We start from the raw sequence: 24,943 nt of genomic DNA, 5'->3' as shown, positions 1-24,943 counted from the left end.
AGAAATCCGCTATTAAAAAGTGTTTTGGTCAAATCTTTTTATTCCGACCGTGAAGGAAACTCCGGCGGATGCTGAGTGCGCGTCGCACCGTTTGCTGTTGAGGGCCGGAATGATCCGGCAGTTGGCGGCCGGGATTTATTCGTATCTGCCGCTGGCGCAGATCGTGCTGAACAAGATCAACGCCATCGTCCGTGAGGAAATGGCCGCGATCGGCGCCCAGGAATTCCTGCTTCCGGCACTGAATCCGCGCGAGATCTGGGAAGAAACCGGCCGTTGGCAGTTGATGGGCGACAATATGTTCCGGCTCAAGGACCGCAAGGGCGCGGATCTTTGTCTTGGAATGACTCACGAGGAAGTCTTCACCGCCATTGCCCGCAACGAACTTCGCTCGTACAAGCAGCTGCCGCAGATCTGGTATCAGATCCAGACGAAATTCCGCGACGAGGCGCGGCCGAAATCCGGACTCCTTCGCGTTCGCCAATTCACGATGAAGGATTCGTATTCGTTCGACCTCAAACCCGAAGGCCTCGACGAATCGTTCGAAAAACACCGCGAGGCATACAAGAAGATCTTTTCGCGCTGCGGTTTGCGGTTCGTGATGGTCGAAGCGTCGTCGGGCGCGATGGGCGGCTCGGCATCGACCGAGTTTATGGTCCGAACCGACGCCGGCGAGGACCTGATCGCCGTTTGCGACAGTTGCGGCTATGCGGCGAACGTCGAAAAAGCGACGTCGCGTCTTTCAGCCGTCGAAGATGAACCCGGTTTGAATGCGCCGGAGGAATTTCCGACCCCGGGCGTGCGGACGATCGATCAACTCGCCAGTTTCGCGGGCGGGGCCCCGGCCGAGCGGCAGGTCAAATCGCTGATCTACGTAGCGAAAACGAACGGTTCCGAGAGTTTCGTGATCGCGCTCCTGCGCGGCGACCATCAGCTGCAGGATACGAAGCTTCAGGACGCGCTCCGCGCCGACGAGATCAGACCGGCCGAAGATGATGAGATCTACGGACTTCTCGGCGCGCACGCCGGAAGCCTCGGCGCCGTCAATGCCCGGCAAAAAGCCGCCGGCCGGAAGCTGACGATCATTGCCGACCGGGCGCTCAGCGGCCGCACGAATATGACGACCGGCGCGAATCGCGACGACCATCACTTGCGGGGGGTGGATGTTGCGCGCGACATTCCGGTCGATGAATGGGCCGACCTGCGTCTTGTCAGTTCGGGCGAAGGATGTCCGGAATGCGGCACCGGAATGCTCGAGGTCGCAAAGTCGCTCGAGATCGGCCATATCTTCAAACTCGGGACCAAATACTCGGTCGCGATGGGCGCCAACGTTCTTGACGAGAACGGCAAGGCCGTACCGCTCGTGATGGGCAGCTACGGTATCGGTGTCGAACGCATTATGGCGTCGGTTATTGAGCAGAGCCACGACGCCGATGGTATAATCTGGTCGCCGGCAACGGCTCCGTTCGATGTCGTTCTGACGGTCACGAATGTTCGCGATGAAAAGCTTTTGGAACTCGGAAAACGGCTCTATCGTGAAATCTCACGCGATGGGCTGGCTGTTCTGCTCGACGACCGCGACGAGCGCGCCGGCGTGAAATTCAAGGACGCCGATCTAATCGGGATTCCTTACCGGGTCAATATCGGCAAGCGCGCGGACGAGGGGATCGTCGAACTGGTCGAACGCGCTTCAAAGTCGATCACCGAGGTTTCGATCGACGAGATCGCGGACCGGTTGGGCGCGAAATTCTAGTTTTTCGACTATCCGGGAACCGGCCCGGGGCGCGGAAACGCAACGTTGATGAGAATCGGTTTGTTAAGAGCACTGTGCACTTTGTTGTTGCTGTTTTCGGCGACGACTCTTTTCGCGCAGGATTATCTTCCGGAGCTTGTCAAACGGATCAAACCTTCAGCGGTCGCGATCGAGACGTTCGACACCCGCGGCAACATCGTTTCGCGCGGTTCGGGCTTCTTCGTCGCGAGCGACAAGGTCATCACCAACAAACACGTTATCGAAAAATCGGCGCGCGCCGAGATACATCTCTTCAACGGCCGCAAGTATCCGGTCAAGGGCGTTCTTGCGGTCGACGGCGAAGGCGATCTTGCGTTGCTTCAAGTCGAAGTGCCGAAAGAGTTTGCGGTCCCGCTTCCGATAGTTCAAAAAGTTCCGCTCGAGGGCGAGTCGGTCGTCGTTATCGGGAATCCGTTCGGACTCGAAGGTTCGGTTTCAAACGGCATCGTCTCGGCCGTCCGGGAAATTTCGGGTTATGGGAGAATAATCCAGATCACGGCGCCGATCTCGCCCGGATCGTCGGGAAGTCCGGTGGTCAATATGCTCGGACAAGTCATCGGCGTCGCCACGCTCCAGGCCGCCGAAGGCCAGAGCCTGAACTTCGCCGTCCCGAGCGAACGCATCGCGGCACTCAGGATCGGTGAACTCCAGACCTTCGCGACGCTTAACAGCGAGACTCAGAAATCGAAACGCGCTTCCGCGGAACGGCTTTATTCACAGGGACTTGCGCAGCTGTCGCGGGACGATTACGGGCGCGCCGTAACGCTTTTTGAAAAAGCTGCGGAAACCGATCCGAACTACGCCGAGGCCTGGTACCAGATCGGTTTCTGCTACGGAATGATCGGTCGTCACGCCGAATCGCTGCGCGCCTCGCGACAGGCCGCGAAACTGCGGCCTGAATGGGCGGAGGTTTACGTCAATATCGGCGCTTCGAGCTACGCGCTGAAAGAATTCAAAGATGCTTCCGACGCTTACCGTATGGCCACACGGCTCGACGCGGACAACGCCGACGCACAATTCGCGTATGGTTTGACCCTCGGAAAATTGAATCGTCCCGAGGAGGAGATCCTCGCTTACCGGCGCGCCGTCGCGATCAAACCCGACCACGCTGCGGCGTACGAGCAACTCGGATTGGCCTTTTTAAAACAGAAGCGATTCGTCGAAGCGGTCGGCGCCTTCGAACAATTGAAGACCTACAAGTCCGACGCCAAAACCTATAACTACCTTGGCGAATGTTACCTTGAGTCGGGCAAGACCGCTGAAAGCATCGACGCCTTCAACAGCGCGATCGGATTCAATCCCGACTTCGAAAAAGCCCGCTACAACCTCGGCCGCGCGTATCTCAAAGCCGGTGACCGCGATTCGGCGTACATTCAATACGAACTTCTTCGAGCCGCGAAGTCCGATTGGGCGGACCGTTTATACGCGCTTATGAATCAATAGAATCAAGTGCAGAGTGCAGAGTGCAAAGTGCATAGTGCAGAGTTCAAAGGGTAAGCACTTGCACTCTGCACTATGCACTATGCACTATGCTCTCTGCACTCTGCACTTTGCACTCTGCACTCTGCACTCTGCTGCTCTATTTCCGGTTGATCAAACTCGCCACGAACCCGGCGCCGAAGCCGTTGTCAATGTTGACGACGGTGACGTTCGAAGCGCACGAATTAAGCATTCCGAGAAGCGCCGCGATGCCGCCGAAACTGGCGCCGTAACCGATCGATGTCGGGACGGCGATCACCGGAACGCGGACGAGCCCGCCGACAACCGATGGCAGCGCGCCTTCCATTCCGGCGGCGACCACAACGACGCGCGCGCCTTGCAGCATTTCCCTTTCGGACAGAATCCGGTGAATCCCGGCGACGCCCGCGTCCCAGACGCGCCGCACGCGGTTGCCCATCGTCTCGGCCGTCAGAGCGGCTTCTTCGGCGACCGGAATGTCGCTCGTGCCGGCCGTGACGATCGCGATCTCGCCTGATCCGAGTTCGGTTTTGTCACGAAATACGCGGATGATCCGCGCCTCTTCGTGCCATTCGGCATCGGTGAAGACGTTTCGAATCTCGCCGAAAACTTCGGCATTCGTCCGCGTGATCAGCACGTTCGGCGAACGCGCCGCGAGTTTCTCAAATATGCCGACGATCTGTGCCGTCGTCTTTCCCTGACCAAAAATGACTTCCGGAAATCCCTGACGGCTCGCCCTTGCGTGGTCGACCCGCGCGTAGCCGATGTCTTCAAACGAAAGGTCCTTGATCCGCTGCGCCGCCGTCTCGCGGTCGAGCGTTCCGCGCTCGAGAAGTCCGAGAATCTCGTCGATTGCCTGCTTGTTCATTCGTAAAATAGTAGCATACGCGAGGTTGATTGCGCGCCGGCTCAAAACCCGCGTATCATTACGTAAATGAATAAGGAATCGTGATCAACCGCGGCTCATACCGATCGTTGCGGCGAATCCGAATTCGCAGATCCCGATTCCCAGATCGACTTATGGAACTAACACTCGCGATCACCGGCGCTTCCGGCACGATCTACGCTTACCGGACTTTGCAGCTTCTGGCCGAAAGCGGGGTCGTGGAAACGGTCAACCTGATTATGTCGGGAGTCGTTTGGACGGTCGCGCAGGTCGAACTCGGCGTCAATCTCAAGGATGCGGACACGGCGCGGATCAACGATTGGCTCGGGCTGCCGAAGGATTCAAAACTGATCCGGCTCTGGCGACTCGACAATCTCGCCGCGAAACCGTCTTCAGGGTCCAACAAACAGGCCGGAATGATCATCGTTCCGTGTTCGATGGGAACCCTCGGCGCGATCGCGAGCGGCGCCGGAACGAATCTCATTCATCGCGCCGCTGATGTCTGCTTGAAAGAAGGGCGAAAACTGGTCATCGTCCCGCGGGAAACGCCTCTGAACGCGATTCACCTCGAGAATATGCTCCGGCTGTCCCGTGCCGGCGCGCGGATCTTGCCGGCAAGTCCCGGTTTTTATCACCGGCCGCAATCGATCGGCGAACTCGTCGATCACCTTTGCTACCGGATCCTCGACCAGTTCGATATTCCTCATTCGCGGCGATCGCAATGGACCGGCGAAGAGATTTCGGATTCGTGATCTGGGATTGCGGATCCTTCAAAAGCAGGCAGGATCCGCAAACCCAGATCAGAGATCACAAATCTCCAAGGAGAACAGTGCAATGAAAATCCTGACAGCTTTGCTTTTTGTTTCCATCGGGCTCTTCAGCGCATCGGCGCAGGAGCGCTTCGTCAAGCCTTTGGACGATGGCGGAAAGGACGCGTCGCTCGTCGCTTTCCGCACGAAACTGATCGCGGCAACCAAAAAACGTGACACTAAGTTCATTTTGAGTATCCTCGATCCGAAGATCGTGAGCAGTTTCGGAGGCGACGAAGGAGTCGCTGATTTCAAGCGATACTGGAAGATCTCCACTGCGAAAAGCGAGTTCTGGGCCACGTTTCTTCCGGTCATCACCAACGGCGGAGAATTTATGGCGGACGACAGGAGCCTGTTCTGCGCACCGTACCTTTTCACTTCGTTTCCTGACGACCTCGACTCGTTCCTCTACCTCGCGATCTTCGGCAACAACGTCAATCTCCGCTCCGCGCCGTCGCTCAAGGCCCCGGTGATCGCGCAACTGTCGTACAACGTCGTCGAACCGGTCGAGCAGGCGGATCGAACCGCGAAATCCGATTGGATCGAGATCCGGACGCTCGGCGGGAAGAAAGGTTTCGTCAAATCAGAGTTCGTTCGGAGCCCGATCGATTACCGCGCCTGTTTCGCTAAAAAAGGCGGCAAATGGAAGATGACCGCGTTCGTCGCCGGAGACTGATGATGGGTGACACGATCGGACGGTTTTCGGACCGCGTTGAAAACTACGTCAAATACCGACCGTCGTATCCGAACGAGATGTTCGGCGTTTTCGCGCGCGAGATGAATTGGACGCCCGATTCCGTCGTTGCCGACATCGGATCCGGCACAGGGATCTCGGCGAAACCTTTTCTCGAAAGAGGAAATCGCGTCGTCGGCGTCGAACCGAACGCCGAAATGCGAAAGGCCGCCGAGGAGTTTCTAAGGGAATTTCCGGGCTTCGAAAGCCACGACGGCACCGCCGAGCGTACGAATCTACCGAGCGGTTCGATCGATCTGGTCATCGCCGCGCAGGCGTACCACTGGTTCGATGCGAGAAAGGCTAGCGAAGAGTTTGGACGAATTCTCGTGCCCGGCGGATTCGTCGCTCTGATCTGGAACGAGCGCCTCCTAGACGCAAACGAGTTTCTCGTCGCATACGAAGAGCTTCTGAAGGAGTTCGCGAACGACTACGATGCCGTCCGCCACGATCGTTTCGACCTCGGAAGGCTTCAAAACGAGTTCGGGGCGACGTTCGCGCAAGCTTCGTTCCCGAACGCGCAACTCCTTGATTTTCAAGGACTAAGAGGCCGTATGCACTCATCGTCGTATATGCCGCCGGAAAGCGATCCACGCGCCTCCGAGCTTTCCGCCAAACTCAAAACCCTGTTTGATAAATACGCCGAAAAAGGTAGAATAGGTCTCTTGTATCAAACGAATATTTTCTACACACGACTATAAGAAGTTATATGGACGCGAAACCAGAAGTACGAACGATCACCGTCGCCCATTCGCCCGACTCGGACGACGCATTTATGTTTTACGGCCTTGCCACGAATAAGCTCGAGACCGAAGGCTTGAAGTTTGAACATACGTTGAAGGACATTCAATCGTTGAACGAAGACGCCAAAAACGGCGTCTTCGACGTCACGGCGGTGAGTTTTCACGCCTACGCCTACGTTGCCGACAAATACGCGCTGCTGCCTCACGGCGCGAGTATCGGCGACAAATACGGTCCGATCCTCGTGTCGAAGGAACAGTACAAACCCGAAGACATTCCGAATCTGAAGATCGCAGTTCCGGGCGAACTGACGAGCGCTTTTTTAGCTTTGCGTCTCTACAATCAGGATTTCGAATACGGCGTGGTCCCGTTTGACGAGATCATTGAGGAAGTTCAGCGCGGCAAATTCGATGCCGGCCTCCTCATTCACGAAGGACAGCTTTTTTACAAGCAAATGGGCCTCAGCAAGATTCTGGACCTTGGCGAATGGTGGTATGAGCGGACGGGACTGCCGCTTCCGATGGGCGGAAACGTCATTCGCCGCGACCTCGGCGAGGATCTGATGAAACAGGTTTCGACGCATCTTCACCGGAGCATCGTCTACTCGCTCGAGAATCGCGAGGACGCGCTCTCTTACGCGATGCAGTTCGCGCGCGATATGCCGCCCGAACTTGCCGACCGTTTCGTTGCGATGTGGGTCAACGATCTGACGCTCGACTACGGCGACCGCGGCCGTGAGGGTGTCAAACTGCTGCTTCAGGAAGGATTCGAAAAAGGCATCATTCCCCATCGCGTCGATGTCCAATTCGTCGACTGAAAAAGAGAGAAAAGGTAACCGCGGAAAGGGCCGGTCATTTCACGACCGGCCCTTTTGGCTTTTTTCGCGTTTAACCGTAGCGCTCGGCGATTCCACTTTTCTCGGACAAACAGTATCATTGGTTTATACATCTTAATTCAGGCGATTAGGCAGCCCCCGATTCGACCACTTAATGGAGGAAATATGAGATTCAACAAACTTTACACAACAACAGTGCTTTTCGTGGTTGCTCTGTTCGTCTTTGCTTCGGCTGTGACCGCGCAGCAAAGCCGCTATTCAAGGCGCGATGTCGGCAACACGATCGCAAAACTTGAGCGGAGCAGCAACACTTTCCGTCGTGACTTTGACAAGTATCTCGATCAAAGCTCGATCAACGGCACGAACGAGGAAAACCGCATCAATCGCATCGTGTCCAACTTCGAAACGGCGCTCGATCGCTTGCGAAGCGAATTTGACCGCAACGACAACTGGTGGGCGAGCCGCAACAATGTTCGCAGCGTTATGGACGAAGCGCGTGCCGTGAACGGAATGATGAACAATCTTTCATTCGCTCGAAAGCTCGAGAACCAATGGAAGAATATGCGTCGCGATATCAATGAACTCGCGGGCAAGTACGAACTTCCCGCCCTCAATACGAACACCACCGGCAGCGGAAACGCTCCGTCTTGGGCGGTCGGAACATTCTTCGGCAGAAATCCGCAGAATGGCGACCGGATCCAGATCACGATCATCGACAACGGCTCGGTGACAGCCGAGATCGGCGGCGCCGCATCGTACGGAACGCTCAACGGCACGCTTCTCGATATGGGAACCGCAACGGCGCGCGTTTCGAGGCTCAACAACGGCATCCGAACGACCAATACCGCGACCGGTGAGACCATCGACTATTACCGCAACAACGACGGCGGCGACTGGAACAACAACGACAACAAGCGCGGCGACATCCCGTCGTGGGCGGTCGGCACATTCTACGGCCGGAACCCGCAGAACGGCGGCAGCATCACGCTGATTATCCAGTCAAGCGGCGAGGTCACCGTCAATATGGATGGTGGCGTAAGCTACGGCTCGATGTACCGGACCACTTTCACGGTCAACAATGAATCGGCGAACGTCACACGGATTTCGAACGGTATCAGGACGACAAACAACCGAACCGGCGAGCGCATCGACTACTCGCGCCGCAATGATGGCAACGGGGACGGAAACTGGAACACGGGAAATCCGCCGAGATGGGCGGTCGGCACGTGGTACGGCCTGAATCCGCAAACCAACCGCACGATGACGCTGCGCGTCGAGGCGAACGGTCAGGTGACGATCACAATGGACAACGGGCAGGTTGCATACGCCTCGATGGACGGCGACCGGCTGAACAACAACGGCATCATCGCCCGCGTGACGCGTATCAATGACGGGATCCGCACGACGCGTCTCGACACCAATGAACGCATCGACTACTTCCGCACGAACAATTTCGGCGGTGGAAACCAGGACAACAACCAGATGGGCGACGTTCCAAGTTGGGCGGTCGGCACGTTTTACGGCCGTAACCCGCAGAACGGCGGAAACATCACGCTGACGGTTCAGTCGAACGGGAACGTGACGGTGAATATGGACGGCAACATCAGCTACGGCTCGATGTACAAAACGACGTTCACGGTCAACGGCGAGACCGCTTCGGTGAAAAAGATCGCCAACGGATTCCGGATGACGAACACCCGGACCGGCGAACAGATCGAATATCGCCGACAGTAGCATTGATCCTTGTGTTGGTGAAAGAGGGCTTTCGGGCCCTCTTTTTTTGCAATCCGAAAGATAACTGATAACATCTTTTTCGATTTTAGCCGCATCTATGGATTGAAATCAGGAACCGACTTTTATGAGAAAACTTACGACATTCGTGCTTGTTTTGGGCATTTTCGCAATTTCGGCGCTGGCGCAGGCGTCGAACATCGTCCCGTCCACTTTGAGCCAGAGCGAGATCGACCGGATCGTCAAGAAGTTCAGCGACAATGAGTTCGAGTTTCGCCAGGCGCTCGGCATCTATGCCTTCAACCGCGACGCGAAGATCCAGACGATCGGACTCGGCGGGCAGATCACCGGGACTTACATCCGAAACTCGTTCATTACATTCACGACCGACGGTTCGCGTTTCGAACGGATCATCTATGCGCCGATCTCGACGCTCAAAGAGATCAGCATCAGCCCCGAAGATATTGAAGATCTCGGCGGCATCAACCCCTTCGCGATCGAACCGAAAAACGTCAGGGAATACAACTTCAGGTTCGTCGGCAAGGAAAAGATCGACGAACTCGATCTGTATGTCTTCGACGTCACGCCGAAAGTCATTCCCGATTGGAAGAAATCGAACCTGCGCCTGTTCACCGGACGAATTTGGGTCGATGACCGGGACCTGATGATCGTCAAATCAAAGGGCAAGGCCGTTCCCGAAGGCAAACAGCGGTTTCCGATCATCGAAACCTGGCGAGAGAGCGTCGACGGAAAGTACTGGTTCCCTTCTTTCTCGATGGCCGACGATGAACTCGTCTTCGACAACGGCCAGGTCGTCAAGATGCGCGTCCGCGTCAAATATGCCAACTATCGCGTCGGCCGCAGCGAGGTGAGGATTCTCGACGACACCGAAGAGGAAGTAAAGGACCCGAAACCGACGCCGACGCCCGCCGTCAAGAAGCCGTAGGGGCTGAAACGCGGCGGCGACTCGCCGTCGCCTTTTCTCTCAAGTCCGTCTGAACCGAGAGGTTAGTTCTCTGCGCTTTCGCGACGTTCTTGCGTTTTCTGATACTTAAGCGTGCGCTTTCCGCGACGTCGCCCGGCCGTCAAAAAAACGAGGGTGCCGGCGAATCCCAACCAAGCCATCGCCGAAACCATCCGCGCCGCGCCAATCAATCGCGGTTCACGAAACTCGATCAAAATCGCTACGGCTGTTTCCGGCACGTCGAACTGCAGAGCGCCATCTACGGCCGGTTCGGCATCGATCGGATCGCCATTGACTCTGACACTCCAAAACGGGTAAAAAAACGTCGCGACGCGGACTTTGGTCGCCGGACCCGCGTCGATCACAAATTCGCGACGTTCCGCGCTCCAAGTCTTGACTTCGTACGCGCGACCTCCGGCGTTCACGCGCTCGTGATTCTTGAACGCATCCGCCCTTGACCATATCGGCCACCAACAATCATAGCTTTCGCGATCGTTCAGATCGACGGTTTTTTCGGCGAAAACCCGCCGATCCAACGCTTCGGACGGCAAAACGATCTGGGTCAATTCGAAAAGAAAGACGCCGAACGCAACGAGGATTAGCGCGTAAGCTGCAAATCGCGAAGCGATCTTCGAACGGAACTCGAGCTGATCAACAACGATGACAACAGCCAATGAGCCGAAAATCGCGACGATTGTCAGCCAGCGGAACGGGAACTGCAGTTTCTGAATCAATGCGATACGGCCCCAGATTCCGGCGGACATTATGCTTGCCATAAACATCGCGAAAAGCGTGGAGGCAAGTATGGCCAGAAATCCGCGAAGATCAACGTCGCGCGCGCGGCGAAGAGCAAGTCGAAGAACGTAGAAAGCAAACGGAACGACCAAAACGAACGTGATCAGTGTTGTCACATCCTTGATCCACATCTGTTTGATGAAATACGCATTCATCGTGTTGTAGATCTGAGGAAAGAAGTAAAGCCTGTAATCATAGTCTCCAAGCGTGTACTTCGGATCCGAATGGTTGACAAGTCCGGATTCGGTGACAAGCCGTATCCAGTAGAACGCCGTAGCGGCCAGCGCTGAGATTCCACTAATCAGCAATTTTGGCAAGACCTTCGAAATGTTGTGCCAATCGATCAGGATAGCCGCGTAGATTCCCATCGAGACGAGTCCGATCAGCGACATCGGAATATGGGTCAGGATCAGGACCGAAAGCAGAAAGCCGAGGAGCAACGAGTCCCCGAGGCGCTTTCCGCGCACAACTCGCGTCAGGTAAAGGAAGCAAAACGGGAGAATCGCACCGGCGATGTATTCGGAATAGAAGAACGACTGGTAGATCTGTCCGAGGCGAAACGGTGCAGCGATGTAGATCAGGCCAACAATCAATGACCTCAACGGCAGAAGCCACTCGCGGGCGAACCTGTAAATGCCGATCCCACCGACGAAGGTCCAGAAAAGCAAATTCGTCCAAACGGTCGTATACCAGTCGCCGGTCGCAAAATGAGTCAACGCGAGAGTGTAGTGTGCGAACGGAGGATAGATTCGAATTCCGATGCCCCCGTAACCGTGGTTCTCAAAGGCGCTCCATCCTGGCAAGATATTGCCCGCCTTCATCGACTCAAAATAGGTCGCCGCGAATTGAAGGTGCTGATGCAGATCGTATGCGTTGGGAATTCCAAGAAACGTCGCCGGCGAGACGATCATAAATGCCGAAAACAGCAGTATACCGGCGCAAACCAGTTCAATGGCGCAGCCTCGTTCGTTGTCGGATTCGAAAAATCGGAGCATCGGAGAATTTTCGGGTAAGATCGGTCAAAGGTGCGAAACACGAGCGACCGTCTTCGATTTTAGGTTCTCGCGCCACAAGTTTCAAGAGTATTTTTGTTTTTGAAAGGGACACCCTAGGTCCGGGCAAACAACCGCCGAACAAAATAGACCACGATGCCAACGGCGATCGCAACCAATGCGGCAAGCCCATCTTTCGCAAAATCAACATTGGACAAAAGCCATGCGATCAACCCGAGCGAGAGAACCGAAACTGCGATCCCGAACGGCGCCGAAAATTGCGCCGGGGGTGCGTCCTTTCGGAATCGGAAGACCGGCAGCGCGGCGCAGGTCGTGGCGTAAACGATGAGGCGCGTGATCGTCGCGATCGTCAGTGCCGTCAGGAACGAACTCCAAACCGTCAGAACGAGAATCACCGCTGTCGTCAGGATGATCGCGACCGATGGCGTCTTGAAACGGCTGTGCGTTTTCGCGAGAACCGGCGGCAATTCTCCCTGTTCGGCGATCGCAAACGGTATGCGCGACGCGGCAAGGAATCCGATATTGAGATTTCCGAGGATCGAGATCACCGCGCCGACGGTGATGAATGAAGCGCCCCAGTATCCAAGGAAATTGACCGCGGCGTCGGCCAGCGGTCGTTCGGACTTTGCCAGTTCGGGCAGGTTGCCGACCGATACGATCTGGATGAGCACATACAGCAGCGCGACCAGTCCGAGCGAAACGAGCAACGCCCACGGCAGATTCTTGCGCGGCTCGCGCGATTCGCCGGCGAGGATCGTCGTCGCCTCAAAGCCTGAAAACGCATAAACGAGGATCAGGATCGCGGCGCCGAAATTTCCCGGCTCGACGGCTTGCGGCAGCGCGAAATTCGCCGGCTGGATGAAGAACATTCCGACACCGACGAAGACAAGCAACGGAAGGATCTTGCCGGCGGTGAAGATGTTGGTCAGAATCGTCGTTTGCTTGATGCCGAGGAAGTTGACGGTCGCGATGACGATGAAGATCAGCGAGATGACGACCGCGCGCGTCGCCCCGTCGTTGAGGCGCGGATCGAAAAATCCGAGATAGCTGACGAGCAGGTTGCAATTCGCGGCGGCCGTCGTCAGGCGCACGATCCAGTAAAGCCAACCGACCTCGAACCCGACGACCGGCCCGAATGCCTCGCGGGCGTAAAGATACATCCCGCCGGTCGCTTCGAAGCGGCTCGAAACTTCGGCGAAACAGAGCACGATGAGCGCGATGATGGCGGCGCAGAGGATCAGCGCGATCAGCCCGTAATTCCCGATCAGCGCCGCGACCTTCGACGGCAAACCGAAGATCCCGGCGCCGATGATGGTGTTGATCGCGATGGCCAGCAAATCCCAGCGACTGATTCCGCGGACGAGTTTTTCTTCTGTCATAAAAAGGGGTTGGCTCTGACTGGAGCGCAAGCGTCCCGCTTGCAATGAGCGCGGAGCGCGAAGGGGTCGTTGGAAATCGAAGCGACGAAATGTCATAGCCTCTCGGCGCGTGGCGCCGTTGCAAGCGGGACGCTTGCGCTCCAGTCAAAGATCAAAGTTCAAATTCCAAAGTTCCATTTTCCGCCCGGACTGCTTTTCGTTTATACTCTGAAAACCACCTTTCGTAAAGAACTTTCGAGGATTTCACTATGAAGTTTGCGGCTGCACTGGTTGTTTTCGTTACCGGCTTTTTGTTCGCTCCGGTTCCCGCTCCGGCGCAGGGAAGCAAGGAATTCACATTACCCAAGGCGTACCGGGCACTTGAGTCAAAGGCTTCGCCCGAATTGCAGAAGGTGCTCGACACGGCCATCAATGAGACGATCGCGAAGTTTGCGGACAAAGGCTTCAAGGCCGAGCATATCGCCGCGACGCTGATCGATATGCGGAATCCCAAGAGTTTTCCGACGGCAAGTTTTCGCGGCGAGGAAAAGATCTATCCGGCGAGCGTCGTGAAAATGTTCTATATGGCGGCGCTCGAACAGTGGCTTGCTGACAAGCGCGTCAAACCGTCGGGCGAACTCGACCGCGGATTGAAGGATATGATCGTCGATTCGTCGAACGAAGCGACGCAGTACATTCTCGACGTCCTGAGCGGCGTTTCGAGCGGTCCGCAGCTTCCCCAAAAGCAATTCGCCGCCTGGTCATACAAGCGCAACGTCGTCAATCGGTACTTCAGCGCGCTCGGCTACCAAAACATAAACGTAAATCAGAAAACCTTCTGCGAGGACGCCTACGGCATCGAACAGCAGTTTCGCGGCGATCAGGGCGTGAACCGCAACAAGCTGACGACGAACGCGACGGCGCGCCTTTTGGCCGAGATCGTGCTCGGAAGGATGGGCGGCGCGGAATCGACCAGTTTAATGGTCGATCTGATGAAGCGGGATCCTTTCGCGGCGACAAAAGACAATGACGACCAGGCGCACGGATTTACCGGTATCGCGTTGATAAACAAGAACTTGACCGGCGCGAAGTTGTGGTCGAAGGCGGGCTGGACATCGCAAACCCGGCACGATGCGGCTTACATCGAATTGCCGGACGGACGGAAGTTCGTCCTCGTCGTCTTCACCGAGAAATTCGCCGGCGAAAGGAACATCATCCCGGCAGTCGCCGAACGGGTCATCGACGGACTTGGTGCGGCGCAGTAACTGAAAAGCCAATGTTGAAAAAGACCTTTGTTGTCATCGTTGCTTCGATCGCCGTTCTCGCCGCCGGACAGAGCGCCGCGGCACAGACGAAAGTCCGCGTCAGGTTCAACCCCGGAACTTCGGGCGGAACCTACGCCGGAGTCGTAAAGGGCTATAAATACAGGGACTATCTGATCCCGGCGAAGGGCGGCCAGACTTTGTTCGTGGAACTTACGACCTCGCACGAGGGCCTCGAGTTTATCGTTCGCAATCCGTCCGGCGAGAATCTGACGAACGGCGAAACCGAATTCTCGACCGCGCTTGAAAGAAGCGGAACTTATGTTGTCCGGGTTCTGATGCCGCGCGCCTACGCCCGGCGCCGCGAATCCGCAGTCTTCAAGATAACTTTCAGAATCGATTAACCCAGGAGTTTGAAATGAAAAAGATGAATTACCTGGCCGCTTTGGTGCTGGCCATTCTCGCGATCGCGGTAACCGCCGACGCGCAATACAAGAAACCGCCGAAGGAGATCCTCGACGTTCTCAATGCACCGGCGATCCCTTCGACCTCGGTCAGCCCCGCAAAGGACCGCGTCGCGTTGCTCGAACCGTTGCGCTATCCGCCGATCGCCGAACTTGCGGAACCGATGCTCCGGATCGCCGGTTTGCGTATCAATCCGAACAGCAATTCGCAGCATCGACAGCCGTATTTCGTCAAACTGACGCTCAAGAGCATCGCCGACGGCAAGGAAACCGCGGTCGCCTTGCCCGCCGGAGCGAAGATCATTTCGCCGACGTGGAGCGGCGACGGCAAATTCATCGCGGTCGGCAATATCACCCCGACCGGAATCGAACTCTGGATCGTCGAAACCGCGACCGCCAAGGCCCGCAAGATCGACGGCGTGCAGGTCAACACCGCTTTTGGCGAGTTTGACTGGATGCCCGACCAGAAGCATCTGATCGTCAGCCTTGTTCCGGCGAACCGGGGTCCGGCGCCGGCGTATCAGAACCTCGTTCCGACGTCTCCGAATATGCAGGAAACGGCCGGAAAGACAGGCGTCGTCCAGACGTTTCAGGATCTTCTCAAATCGCCCAACGATGAAAAACTGTTCGAGTATTACGCGACGTCGCAGATTGCCGTCGTAAGCCTCGACGGCAAGATCAAGAACATCGGAGCGCCGGGAATCTTCGATAACGGCGACGTTTCGCCGGACGGAAAATACATCCTGACGTCGCGCATCAAGCGACCGTTCTCTTATCTTTTCCCGTTCAACCGCTTTCCGAAGGAAGTCGAAGTCTGGGATCTGAACGGCAAGTCGGTTTACAAGGTGGCGAGCATCCCGCTCCAGGACAACCTGCCCGCGCAGGGCGTTCCCGTCGGACCGCGCAGCTACGGATGGATTCCGACCGAGGGCGCGTCGCTCGTTTGGGCCGAAGCGCTCGACGACGGCGACCCGCGCAAAAAGGTCGCGCAGCGCGACCGTCTGGTTCGCATCGACGCCCCGTTCAATGGTGCGCCGGCCGAGATGTTCAAAATCGAACAGCGTCTTATGGGCCGCGTTTTCGGCGAGCGCGACGGGCTGATGTTCTTCTACGACTACAATCGAGACTCCCAGCGCCGACGCGTTTTCGCGGTCGATTACCGTAATCCGGGCACGCCGCGGCTCATCTCCGACCTCAGCGTCAACGATCGCTACGGCGACATCGGCCAACCGCTGACGAAACGTCTCGCGAACGGTTTCGCGGTTATGCATCAGGACGGGGACGATATCTTCCTGACCGGCGCCGGCGCTTCGCCCGAAGGCGATCGGCCGTTTCTGCGCCGGATGAATCTGCAGACGCTGAAGTTCGAAGAGGTCTTCCGTTCGGACACGACGTCTTATGAAACGTTTGTTGCTCTCCAGAACGACAACGGGACGCAGTTCATCACGCGTCGTGAATCGACGACCGAGCCGCCGAATCTTCGTCTCCGCCAGGTTTGTCCGCCGAAGACAGAATGTCTCGCGGTTTACGATCGTCAGTTTACCGAATTCAAGGATCCGGCGCCGCAACTGCGCGGGATCACGAAACAGCTCGTAAAATACAAGCGCGCCGACGGCGTCGATCTCTCGTTCACGCTCTATTTGCCGCCGAATTACAAACAAGGGACGCGGCTTCCGACCGTCGTCTGGGCGTATCCGCTCGAATTCACCGATGCTTCGACCGCCGGACAAGTCGCGGGTTCGACGAATCGGTTCACGCAGATCGGAAGTTATTCACACCTCTTTTTCCTGCTCCAGGGCTATGCCGTGCTCGACGACGCGACGATGCCGATCGTCGGCGATCCTTTGACGGTCAATGATACCTTCATCAAGCAGGTTGTCGATGCAGCTCAGGCCGCGGTCGACAAGGCGGTCGAGATGGGCGTCACCGACCGTGACCGCGTCGGTGTCGGCGGCCACAGCTACGGGGCCTTTATGACCGCGAACCTGCTCGCGCATTCGGACATTTTCCGCGCCGGAATCGCTCGTTCGGGGGCCTACAACCGCACCTTGACGCCGTTCGGCTTTCAGTCGGAACGACGCTCGTTCTGGGAAGCGAAGGAACTCTACCAGAATGTTTCGCCGTTCTTTTTCGCCAACAAGATCAATGAGCCTGTGTTGATGATCCACGGCGAGGCCGACAACAATCAGGGCACCTTCCCGATCCAGTCCGAACGCCTCTTTGCCGCGATCCAGGGCAACGGCGGCACGGCACGGCTCGTGATGCTGCCGCTCGAGTCCCACGGTTACAGCGCCCGTGAATCGATCGAAACCGTTCTCGCCGAGCAGGTCGAATGGTTCGACAAGTGGGTCAAGAACGCGAAGCCGCGCTGATTTGCGATTTGCGATTTGGCATTTGCGATTTGGCATTTGCGATTCGTGATTGGGCACTTGCGATTCGTGATCTGCGGCGAGTCGGGTACCGCCTGCGTGAGCGGGCGGGCAGCCGCGGCAGTTGCGATTCGAAATCCGAGTTCCTCTTGAATCTAAATTGTCCGATGCTCTAATTTATGAAAAAACTAACTGCCGCGATTCTTTTGCTCTCCTTTTCCCTTTCCGCGTTTTCGCAGACGATGCCGGCCGGCGCCGATGCGAAACTGTGGGCGCAGGCGCTGAAGATCCACAAAAAGGCGATCATCGTCGACGGCCACAACGACATCACGTCGCCGATGGTCGATGAGGACTTCGATTTATCGACGAATTCGATCGGGAAATTTCATCTCGACGGCGACCCCTTCCATACGGATCTTAACCGTTTCCGGCTTTCCGGAATCACCGGCTCGTTTTTCTCGATCTATGTCTCGGGCGAAACTCTGAAAACCGGCGGCGCGATGCGGCGCGCGATGGATCTCATCGACGCTACCAACCGCGAGGTCGAGAAACACCCGGGAACTCTGATGCCATGCACGACCGCCGACGAGATCCGGCGCGCGAAAAAGCTCGAAAGGGTCTGCGCGCTGATGGGCATCGAGGGCGGCTACGCGATCGAGAATTCGCTCTTCGCGCTGCGGAATTTCTACCGGCTTGGCATCCGATATATGACGCTCACGCACAACGTCTCGCACGATTGGGCCGACGCGCATCGCGGCGAGGTCAAGAACAACGGGCTCGCGCCGTTCGGAAAAGAAGTCGTCAATGAAATGAACCGTTTGGGAATGCTGGTCGACATTTCGCACGTTTCCGAAAAAGTGATGAACGACGTTCTCGACGTCACGTCGGCTCCGATAATCGCCTCGCATTCGTCGGCGCGCGGCGTCGCGAATCACACGCGCAACATATCCGACGACGTCTTGAAGCGCGTTGCGAAAAACGGCGGCGTGATGATGATCAATTTCTACCCCGCGTTTCTCGATGACGACTACAACAAGGCCGAAAACGATCGAACCGCGAAATTGAAAACGCAGATCGACGCGCTCCGCGAGCAATTCAAGGACGATCGCGCCGGTTTCAACGCCGCTGAACGCAAATTACTCGCAGAAAACCCGATCCCTGTGCCGAGCTATACCCGGATCGTCGATCACATCGATCATATGAAGAAGGTCGGCGGGATCGACATCGTCGGGCTTGGGTCCGACTTTGACGGCGTCCCTCTGCTCCCAAAAGGAATGGAGGGAATGGAAGACCTCGTGCTCATCACCTATGAAATGCTCCGGCGCGGCTATACCGAACAGGAAGTGCGAAAGGTCCTCGGCGAGAACTTTCTGCGCGCCTTCAAAAAGGCCGAACAGGTCGCCCGCTCAACTTCTTCGCAGATCAGCGGCCAGGGTAGTTTGATGAAGCTCAAGAAGCAATGAACATAGATTATTCCGGCAGAGCACGAGCAGTATGTGAAAGCCCGCCTATGATAGCTTTCGCGTTTTTCGGGGTGAATCGGGGGATCAAATTCAAATTGATCGCCCGGTTTTTTGTTGTGAGCCGGAGCGTTTCCGCCAGTCGCACTCGGAACAAAACGAGTCCGGCCGAGCCTTCAACGGGTCGAAGATCCAAGCTCAGCCGCCCTTTTTCGCCATTTGTGACCGGCCGCTTTCATTCCGTTTTCGGCGTTTGAAATCACGCTCCGGCTGGAGTATTTTATTGCTACTCAAAAAACACACTCAGGAGGAAACCAATGACTGAAAACACTCAAACGCAGATCCTCAACAAATTGGAAATGGTCATCACCGTAACCCAGCGAAACGAAAAATGGCTCAGCGAACTCTCGACCTCCGTTGACGAACTCAAGTCGGATGTCGCCGATCTCAAGTCGGATGTCGCCGATTTGAAATTTCGAGTCAGCGGTCTGGAGCGGGACGTCGCCGAGGTCAAGTTCGGCCAGGAAAAGATCTTAAAGGAATTTATCGCCTTAAACCGCGGGATGAATACGCTGGCCGGGAACGTTCTTCGAATGGAGGGACGGGTCGACGATATTGAGATCCGTCTCGGAGGCTGACGCGGATCGATCGCCGCCGAATCTCAAGCAAAAATGCCCGTCAACAGAAAGAAAGTGGCCGATCTGCCTGCCAACAATTCGGAGGGGGTTCGAGGTGAGTCCGTCGGCGGCAGTCCGGCTTTCGACGGAGATCAGGAACCGGCCGAAGTGTGCCACGTTTGCGGCAGCGGACTCAAGGTCAGGTTCGCCAACCTGAACCACCACCTTTCGAGCCGCATCTTTTCAATTCTCGGTTGCGAAGATTGCGGGCTCGGCCAAACGTCGCCGCGAATCACGGACGTTTCCGAATTCTACGCCGAATACTACGGCGGACGTCACGGCTTCACGAACGATTTCTGCGCCCGGCGCCGCCTGCGCTGGCTCGAAAGGGCCGCCCGCGGCGAAACTTCGGGACGCCTGCTCGATGTCGGCTGCGGCGACGGAACCTTTTTGAGGGCCGCGCAAGAACGCGGTTGGCAAATTGCCGGAACCGAACTCGACGCGTCTCGATTCGAAGGTTCGGGCATCGATGTCTTCAGCGATCTCGGCTCGGCGCGCTCGGCGTTCGGCCCGGAATCGTTCGACGCCGTCACGATGTGGCATTCGCTCGAACATTTCCACGACCCGCGCCGGACGCTCGCGGCGGTCGATGCATTGCTCAAACCGGGCGGCACGTTGATCGTCGCCGTTCCGAACGCCGAAGGGATGCAGGCGAGTTGGTCCGGACGGAACTGGCTCCATCTCGACGTTCCGAACCATCTTTTCCATTTCGGCCCGCGCTCGCTGTTGAAGCTTCTCGATCAAACTGGCTTCGCGGTGGAGTGGCGCCGCGACCAGGAGTTTGAATACGACCTACTCGGTTGGTCGCAGAGCGCGCTCAACACGCTTTTTGTTGAAAAGAACGTCTTTTTCCGAACCTTGACCGGCCACGCCCGGGAGATCGGAAAACTCGTTCGCGCGAGGGATTTCGCGCTCGGAACGTTTTTCGCAGCGGCGGCGCTTCCGCTGCTTGCGGTCTCGACCGTTTCGGGCCGCGGCGGCACGCTGGTGGTCTGCGCGCGAAAAGCCGCCTGAGCCGAATGCGGCCGTTGATAAGCAAACCCCGTTGCTGTAAATTGGTCTTACCGAAGGCGAGAAGGATGGCTTTCAGCGTTTGGCGACGGATTCTACAGTTTGCCGCGGAGATGGCTTTGTTCCAGTCGCCAATTGATTCGGATTCCGCCGCGCGCCAAATTATGACCGGTTGATGGCGCTTCCTAAAGCCAAATAGATCTGATGCTAAACGGAAAGAAGATAATTGTCGTAATGCCCGCCTACAACGCGGCGCAGACGCTCGAGAAGACCGTCGGAGAGATTCCGCGCGACATCGTCGACGAGATCCTGCTCGTCGACGACGCGAGTTCCGACGAGACGATCGAGGTCGCCAACCGGCTCGACCTCAAGATCTTTCGGCACGACAATAACTTCGGTTACGGACGCAATCAGAAGACGTGCTACCGCGAAGCGCTTCGAAACGGCGCCGACATCGTCGTTATGGTTCATCCGGATTACCAGTATTCGCCGAACCTGATCGTTCCGATGGCCGGGATGATCGCGTACGGCGAGTATGATGTGGTGATGGGCTCGCGGATTCTCGGAAACAGCGCGATCGCCGGCGGAATGCCCGTTTACAAGTACTTCGCGAATCGTTTTCTGACGCTTTTTCAGAACATACTGATAAACCAAAAACTAAGCGAATATCACACCGGATTCCGTGCGTTCCGCCGTGAGGTCATCGAGGGGTTGCCGCTCGACGAAAACTCCGACGACTTTGTTTTCGACAACCAGATGATCGCCGAGGCGATCTACTTCGGTTATCGGGTCGGCGAGATCAGCTGCCCGACACGTTACTTCGATGAGGCATCGTCGATCAATTTCCGGCGCTCGGTCCGCTACGGCTTCGGCGTGCTCTCGACCTCCATCGAATTCCGGTTGCATCGCTGGAAACTGGTCAAATCAAAGCTTTTTCGCAAGCCCGGACAGTGCCTTCTGCCGGACTACTACCGCGAAATCGAAAAATCATCTTAGGGAAACATCGTGTCAGACAAGAAACCGGGATTTTTTCAGGAGAACCAGCAGACGGTCGTTTACGCGGCGCTGACCGCACTGGTGATGGTCATTTATTACCAGACGATCGGATTCAACTTCATCAATCTCGACGACAATCTGTACGTTTTCGGCAATCAGATCGTTTCGAGCGGCGTCAACAAACAGTCCGTCCAATGGGCGTTCACGCAGTTTCACGCGGCGAACTGGCACCCGCTGTCGTGGATCTCGCATATGATCGACGTCGAGTTCTTTGGCCAGAATCCCGGCGGACACCACGCGACGAACGTCGTTTTTCATATTCTCAACACGATCCTCGCGTTCACCGTTTTTCAGAGAATGACGGGATCCTTCTGGAAGAGCGTGATCGTCGCGGCGCTGTTCGCGGTCCATCCGGCACACGTCGAATCGGTCGCCTGGGTATCCGAACGCAAAGATGTTCTTTCGACGTTTTTCTGGCTGCTGACGATGCTCGCATATATCGGTTTTGCCCGGCGCGCGAACACGGACGAAAGCGAGGGCGTCGCCTCGCGTCTACGTCGACTCTGGCTGTCCTACTTGCTCGTCTTCGCCCTCCTCGCGCTCGGACTGATGGCGAAACCGATGCTTGTGACGCTGCCGTGCGTGCTCTTGCTGATGGACTACTGGTCGCTCGAACGGCTCCGGTCATTTCGCGACCTCCCCGCCCTCGTCGCCGAAAAGATCCCGCTTTTCGCGCTGTCGGCCGCTTCGTCGTACATCACGTTCATCGCGCAGCGGGCCGGCGGAGCGATGGAATCGTTCGAGCATCTGCCGATGACGACGCGTGCGCTTAACGCCGTCCTGTCATATGCCAAGTACACCGGAATGCTTTTCTATCCGGCGAAACTCGGCGTTTGGTATCCGTACGACCGCGACTTTCCCGTCTGGCAGATCGCCGTCGGAACGCTTTTTGTCGCGGCGATGACCGCATTGTCCATCTGGCAGATCGGCCGGAGAAAGTATCTTTTGATGGGCTGGCTTTGGTTCTTGGGAACACTCGTGCCGGTAATCGGACTGGTCCAGGTCGGCGCGCAGCCGATGGCCGACCGCTACACGTACGTCCCATATTTCGGACTTTTCATCATTCTCGTCTGGGGCGCGGCCGACGTCTTCAAAGCGTTGGGAATCGGGAAATCGATCTATTTCGCCTTGTTCGGTTTGTTCATCGCCGGCCTGACCTTTGCCGGATACGTTCAGGCTTCTTATTGGAAGGACAATGAGATCCTTTACAAACGGACGCTTGCGGTGACGCAGCGGAACTTCCTGATATCCCATAATCTCTGTCATCATCTGACGTTGGAGGACCGGCTCGACGAGGCCGAATCCTTCTGCAAGCAGTCGCTCGCAGACAATCTCGGTTATTTTGAAGCCTACAATACCTACGGCATTCTGCTAACGAAGCGAAAACAGTTCGCCGAGGCCGAGCAGAAATTCAAAGAATGCCTCGCGATTCGGCCCGATTACGCGCTGGCCTATTCGAATATGGCGCTCGCCCAGATACTTCAGGGCAAGCCGGAAGAGGCGGAGGACAGCCTGAGGCGCGCCGCCGACCTTCCGGGAAGCCCGGCACCCTCGATCTTTATCACGACGCTCGACGACCTTGCGTCGGCGTATGCAAGAAAAGACAATCTCGCAAAGGCGGTCGATGCGCTGAGCCGTCTGTTGTTCCTGGCGCCGGACAACTTCGACGCGCGGCTCAAACTCGCGCTCGCGCTCTTTGAGCTGAAGCGTTACGATGAATCGCAGGCTCAGGTTGGCGAACTGATCCGGCAAACACCCGAAAAGCCGGAGCTTTACAATTTCTTGGGCAAGATTCTGGTCGAAAAGAAGGAAACGGCCCAAGCGATTCCGCAATTTGAAAAGGCGATTCAATTGAAACCAGATTTTGAGGAAGCGAAACAGAATTTGAAGAAGGCGAAAGGAGAGAAATGAAACGCAGAGAATTCGTAAGTCTCGGCGCCATCGGCGCGGCCGGGTTGATGATTGGAAGAAAGGCTTCGGCCGCAGCGGTCGTCGAGTTTGAAGAAACGACGGTCGCCGCACTGCAGCAAGGGATGGGCGCCGGACGGTTTTCGTCGGCCGATCTCGTGCGCGGCTATTCGGCGCGGATCGCGGAGATCGACAAGAAGACCAATTCGATGATCGAAATGAATCCGGACGCGCCGGCGATCGCCGCGCAGATGGACGCCGAACGCAAATCCGGAAAGGTTCGCGGGCCGCTTCACGGGATTCCCGTCGTCATCAAGGACAACATCGACACCGCCGACCGAATGAAAACGACAGCCGGTTCGCTCGCGTTGCTCGACGCTCCTGCCCCGAAGGAAGATGCCTTCATCGCCCGCAAACTGCGCGAGGCCGGAGCGGTCATACTCGGCAAAACGAATTTGAGCGAATGGGCGAATTTCCGCTCGGGTCAGTCTTCGAGCGGATGGTCGGGACGCGGCGGACAGACGCGAAATCCATATGTTCTCGACCGCACGCCGTGCGGATCGTCTTCGGGGTCGGGCGCGGCGATCGCGGCGAACCTGGCGGCGATCGCGATCGGAACCGAGACTGACGGCTCGATCGTTTGCCCGGCGTCGATCAACGGCATCGTCGGCATCAAGCCGACACTCGGACTCGTCTCGCGCTCCGGGATCATTCCGATCGCGCACAGCCAGGACACGGCCGGTCCGATGTGCCGGACCGTCGCCGACGCGGCGGCGGTTTTGAGCGCGATCGTCGGAACCGATCCGAACGATTCGATCACGTCGCAGGCTTCGAAGGGCTCGAAAGACTACACTCAGTTCCTGAAGAAAGATGGACTCAAGGGCAAGAAGATCGGCGTGATGCGCCAGTATTTCGGCACCAATCCGCGCCTCGACAAGCTGATGGAAACGCAGCTGCAGGCGCTCAAAGACGGCGGCGCCGAGGTTGTGGACATAATGATCCCAACGCTCGAGAAATTCGGCGACGCCGAGTATGAGGTGTTGCTGTACGAATTCAAGGCCGACCTCAACAAGTATCTCGCGGCACGCGGCGGCACCCATAGATCGCTCGCCGATCTGATCAAATTCAACGAGTCGAACGCCGCGAAGGAAATGCCGTATTTCGGACAGGACATTATGTTGAAGGCTGAAGAAAAAGGCGATCTCGAAACGCGCGCGTATCGTCTGGCGCTGCTTCAGAGCAAGGTTTTGACGCAGGATCAGGGAATTGACGCCGTGATGGACAAAGAGAAACTGCACGCGATTGTCGCGCCGTCGAATTCCCCGCCGTGGCTGATCGATCTCGTCAACGGCGATTCGCCGACGAGTTATGTCGGCAGTTCGTCGCTGGCGGCGGTTTCGGGCTACCCGAACATCACCGTCCCGGCCGGCTTCATCGCCGAGCTTCCGATCGGGATCTCCTTTTTCGGACGCGCCTTTTCGGAGCCGTTGCTGATCGAGATCGCGTACGGCTACGAGCAGCTCACGACGGCGCGGCGGAAACCGAAGTTTCTGGCGACGTACTCTTAGTTTTCTTGGTCTTGGATCTTTGGTCTTTGATGTCCGTGCTTCGTTTCTGACGTTCT

Annotated in this window: 20 protein-coding genes; 17 read left to right on the top strand and 3 right to left on the bottom strand. The window is 56.9% G+C overall.

What is annotated here, in order from left to right; all coding sequences use genetic code 11:
- Positions 1–19: 19 nt before the first annotated feature.
- Positions 20–1,750 (top strand): proline--tRNA ligase, encoded by a 1,731-nt coding sequence (locus IPN69_16805; protein ID MBK8812371.1) that lies wholly within the window; start codon positions 20–22, stop codon positions 1,748–1,750.
- Between the two features lie 60 nt (positions 1,751–1,810).
- On the top strand, positions 1,811–3,232 hold the full coding sequence (locus IPN69_16800; protein MBK8812370.1) for a trypsin-like peptidase domain-containing protein: 1,422 nt from the start codon (positions 1,811–1,813) through the stop codon (positions 3,230–3,232).
- A 136-nt stretch (positions 3,233–3,368) separates the two neighbouring features.
- Here the strand turns inward: IPN69_16800 and larB are convergent, their stop codons facing one another.
- On the bottom strand, positions 3,369–4,115 hold the full coding sequence (gene larB / locus IPN69_16795; GenBank protein ID MBK8812369.1) for a nickel pincer cofactor biosynthesis protein LarB: 747 nt from the start codon (positions 4,113–4,115) through the stop codon (positions 3,369–3,371).
- 152 nt (positions 4,116–4,267) lie between these two features.
- Here larB and IPN69_16790 point away from each other — a divergent pair, with 152 nt between their 5' ends.
- From IPN69_16790 to IPN69_16765, 6 genes are all read left to right on the top strand, one after another.
- On the top strand, positions 4,268–4,885 hold the full coding sequence (locus IPN69_16790) for a UbiX family flavin prenyltransferase (protein ID MBK8812368.1): 618 nt from the start codon (positions 4,268–4,270) through the stop codon (positions 4,883–4,885).
- Between the two features lie 82 nt (positions 4,886–4,967).
- Positions 4,968–5,618: an SH3 domain-containing protein gene (locus IPN69_16785; GenBank protein MBK8812367.1), complete on the top strand. Its 651-nt coding sequence runs from the start codon at positions 4,968–4,970 to the stop codon at positions 5,616–5,618.
- A complete protein-coding gene (locus IPN69_16780) occupies positions 5,618–6,376 on the top strand; it encodes a class I SAM-dependent methyltransferase (protein MBK8812366.1) in 759 nt (252 codons plus the stop codon). Before IPN69_16785 ends, IPN69_16780 begins: the two co-directional genes overlap by 1 nt.
- 8 nt (positions 6,377–6,384) lie before the next feature.
- Positions 6,385–7,233: an ABC transporter substrate-binding protein gene (locus IPN69_16775; protein ID MBK8812365.1), complete on the top strand. Its 849-nt coding sequence runs from the start codon at positions 6,385–6,387 to the stop codon at positions 7,231–7,233.
- Positions 7,234–7,416: 183 nt separating this feature from the next.
- Positions 7,417–8,985 (top strand): hypothetical protein, encoded by a 1,569-nt coding sequence (locus IPN69_16770; protein ID MBK8812364.1) that lies wholly within the window; start codon positions 7,417–7,419, stop codon positions 8,983–8,985.
- 124 nt (positions 8,986–9,109) lie between these two features.
- Positions 9,110–9,928: a hypothetical protein gene (locus IPN69_16765; protein ID MBK8812363.1), complete on the top strand. Its 819-nt coding sequence runs from the start codon at positions 9,110–9,112 to the stop codon at positions 9,926–9,928.
- A 62-nt stretch (positions 9,929–9,990) separates the two neighbouring features.
- On the opposite strand, the gene IPN69_16760 is transcribed toward IPN69_16765, so the two are convergent.
- Together IPN69_16760 and IPN69_16755 are read right to left on the bottom strand one after the other, a co-directional pair.
- Positions 9,991–11,736, bottom strand: coding sequence for a hypothetical protein (locus IPN69_16760; GenBank protein ID MBK8812362.1), 1,746 nt, complete (start codon positions 11,734–11,736; stop codon positions 9,991–9,993).
- A 113-nt stretch (positions 11,737–11,849) separates the two neighbouring features.
- Positions 11,850–13,133, bottom strand: coding sequence for an amino acid permease (locus IPN69_16755; GenBank protein MBK8812361.1), 1,284 nt, complete (start codon positions 13,131–13,133; stop codon positions 11,850–11,852).
- A 248-nt stretch (positions 13,134–13,381) separates the two neighbouring features.
- Between IPN69_16755 and IPN69_16750 the strand changes: the two genes are divergently transcribed.
- From IPN69_16750 to IPN69_16710, 9 genes are all read left to right on the top strand, one after another.
- A complete protein-coding gene (locus tag IPN69_16750; GenBank protein MBK8812360.1) occupies positions 13,382–14,377 on the top strand; it encodes a serine hydrolase in 996 nt (331 codons plus the stop codon).
- 11 nt (positions 14,378–14,388) lie between these two features.
- Positions 14,389–14,778 carry a hypothetical protein gene (locus IPN69_16745; protein ID MBK8812359.1) on the top strand — a complete coding sequence of 130 codons (390 nt, stop codon included), beginning with the start codon at positions 14,389–14,391 and terminating at the stop codon, positions 14,776–14,778.
- 14 nt (positions 14,779–14,792) lie between these two features.
- Positions 14,793–17,210: a S9 family peptidase gene (locus IPN69_16740; protein MBK8812358.1), complete on the top strand. Its 2,418-nt coding sequence runs from the start codon at positions 14,793–14,795 to the stop codon at positions 17,208–17,210.
- Between the two features lie 176 nt (positions 17,211–17,386).
- A complete protein-coding gene (locus tag IPN69_16735) occupies positions 17,387–18,670 on the top strand; it encodes a dipeptidase (protein MBK8812357.1) in 1,284 nt (427 codons plus the stop codon).
- Positions 18,671–18,984: 314 nt separating this feature from the next.
- Positions 18,985–19,305, top strand: a complete 321-nt coding sequence (locus IPN69_16730; protein ID MBK8812356.1) for a hypothetical protein — start codon at positions 18,985–18,987, stop codon at positions 19,303–19,305.
- Positions 19,306–19,338: 33 nt separating this feature from the next.
- Positions 19,339–20,358 carry a class I SAM-dependent methyltransferase gene (locus IPN69_16725; protein MBK8812355.1) on the top strand — a complete coding sequence of 340 codons (1,020 nt, stop codon included), beginning with the start codon at positions 19,339–19,341 and terminating at the stop codon, positions 20,356–20,358.
- 201 nt (positions 20,359–20,559) lie between these two features.
- Positions 20,560–21,351: a glycosyltransferase family 2 protein gene (locus IPN69_16720; GenBank protein ID MBK8812354.1), complete on the top strand. Its 792-nt coding sequence runs from the start codon at positions 20,560–20,562 to the stop codon at positions 21,349–21,351.
- Between the two features lie 9 nt (positions 21,352–21,360).
- Positions 21,361–23,322 (top strand): tetratricopeptide repeat protein, encoded by a 1,962-nt coding sequence (locus IPN69_16715; GenBank protein MBK8812353.1) that lies wholly within the window; start codon positions 21,361–21,363, stop codon positions 23,320–23,322.
- Entirely contained in the window at positions 23,319–24,887 is a 1,569-nt protein-coding gene (locus IPN69_16710; GenBank protein ID MBK8812352.1) for an amidase, read from the top strand. Before IPN69_16715 ends, IPN69_16710 begins: the two co-directional genes overlap by 4 nt.
- Positions 24,888–24,943 lie beyond the last annotated feature (56 nt).

The sequence above is a fragment of the Acidobacteriota bacterium genome (assembly GCA_016715115.1).
Lineage (GTDB): Bacteria > Acidobacteriota > Blastocatellia > Pyrinomonadales > Pyrinomonadaceae > JAFDVJ01.
Note: the sequence above shows the minus strand (reverse complement) of the source record. Positions and strands in the feature narration are given on the sequence as shown.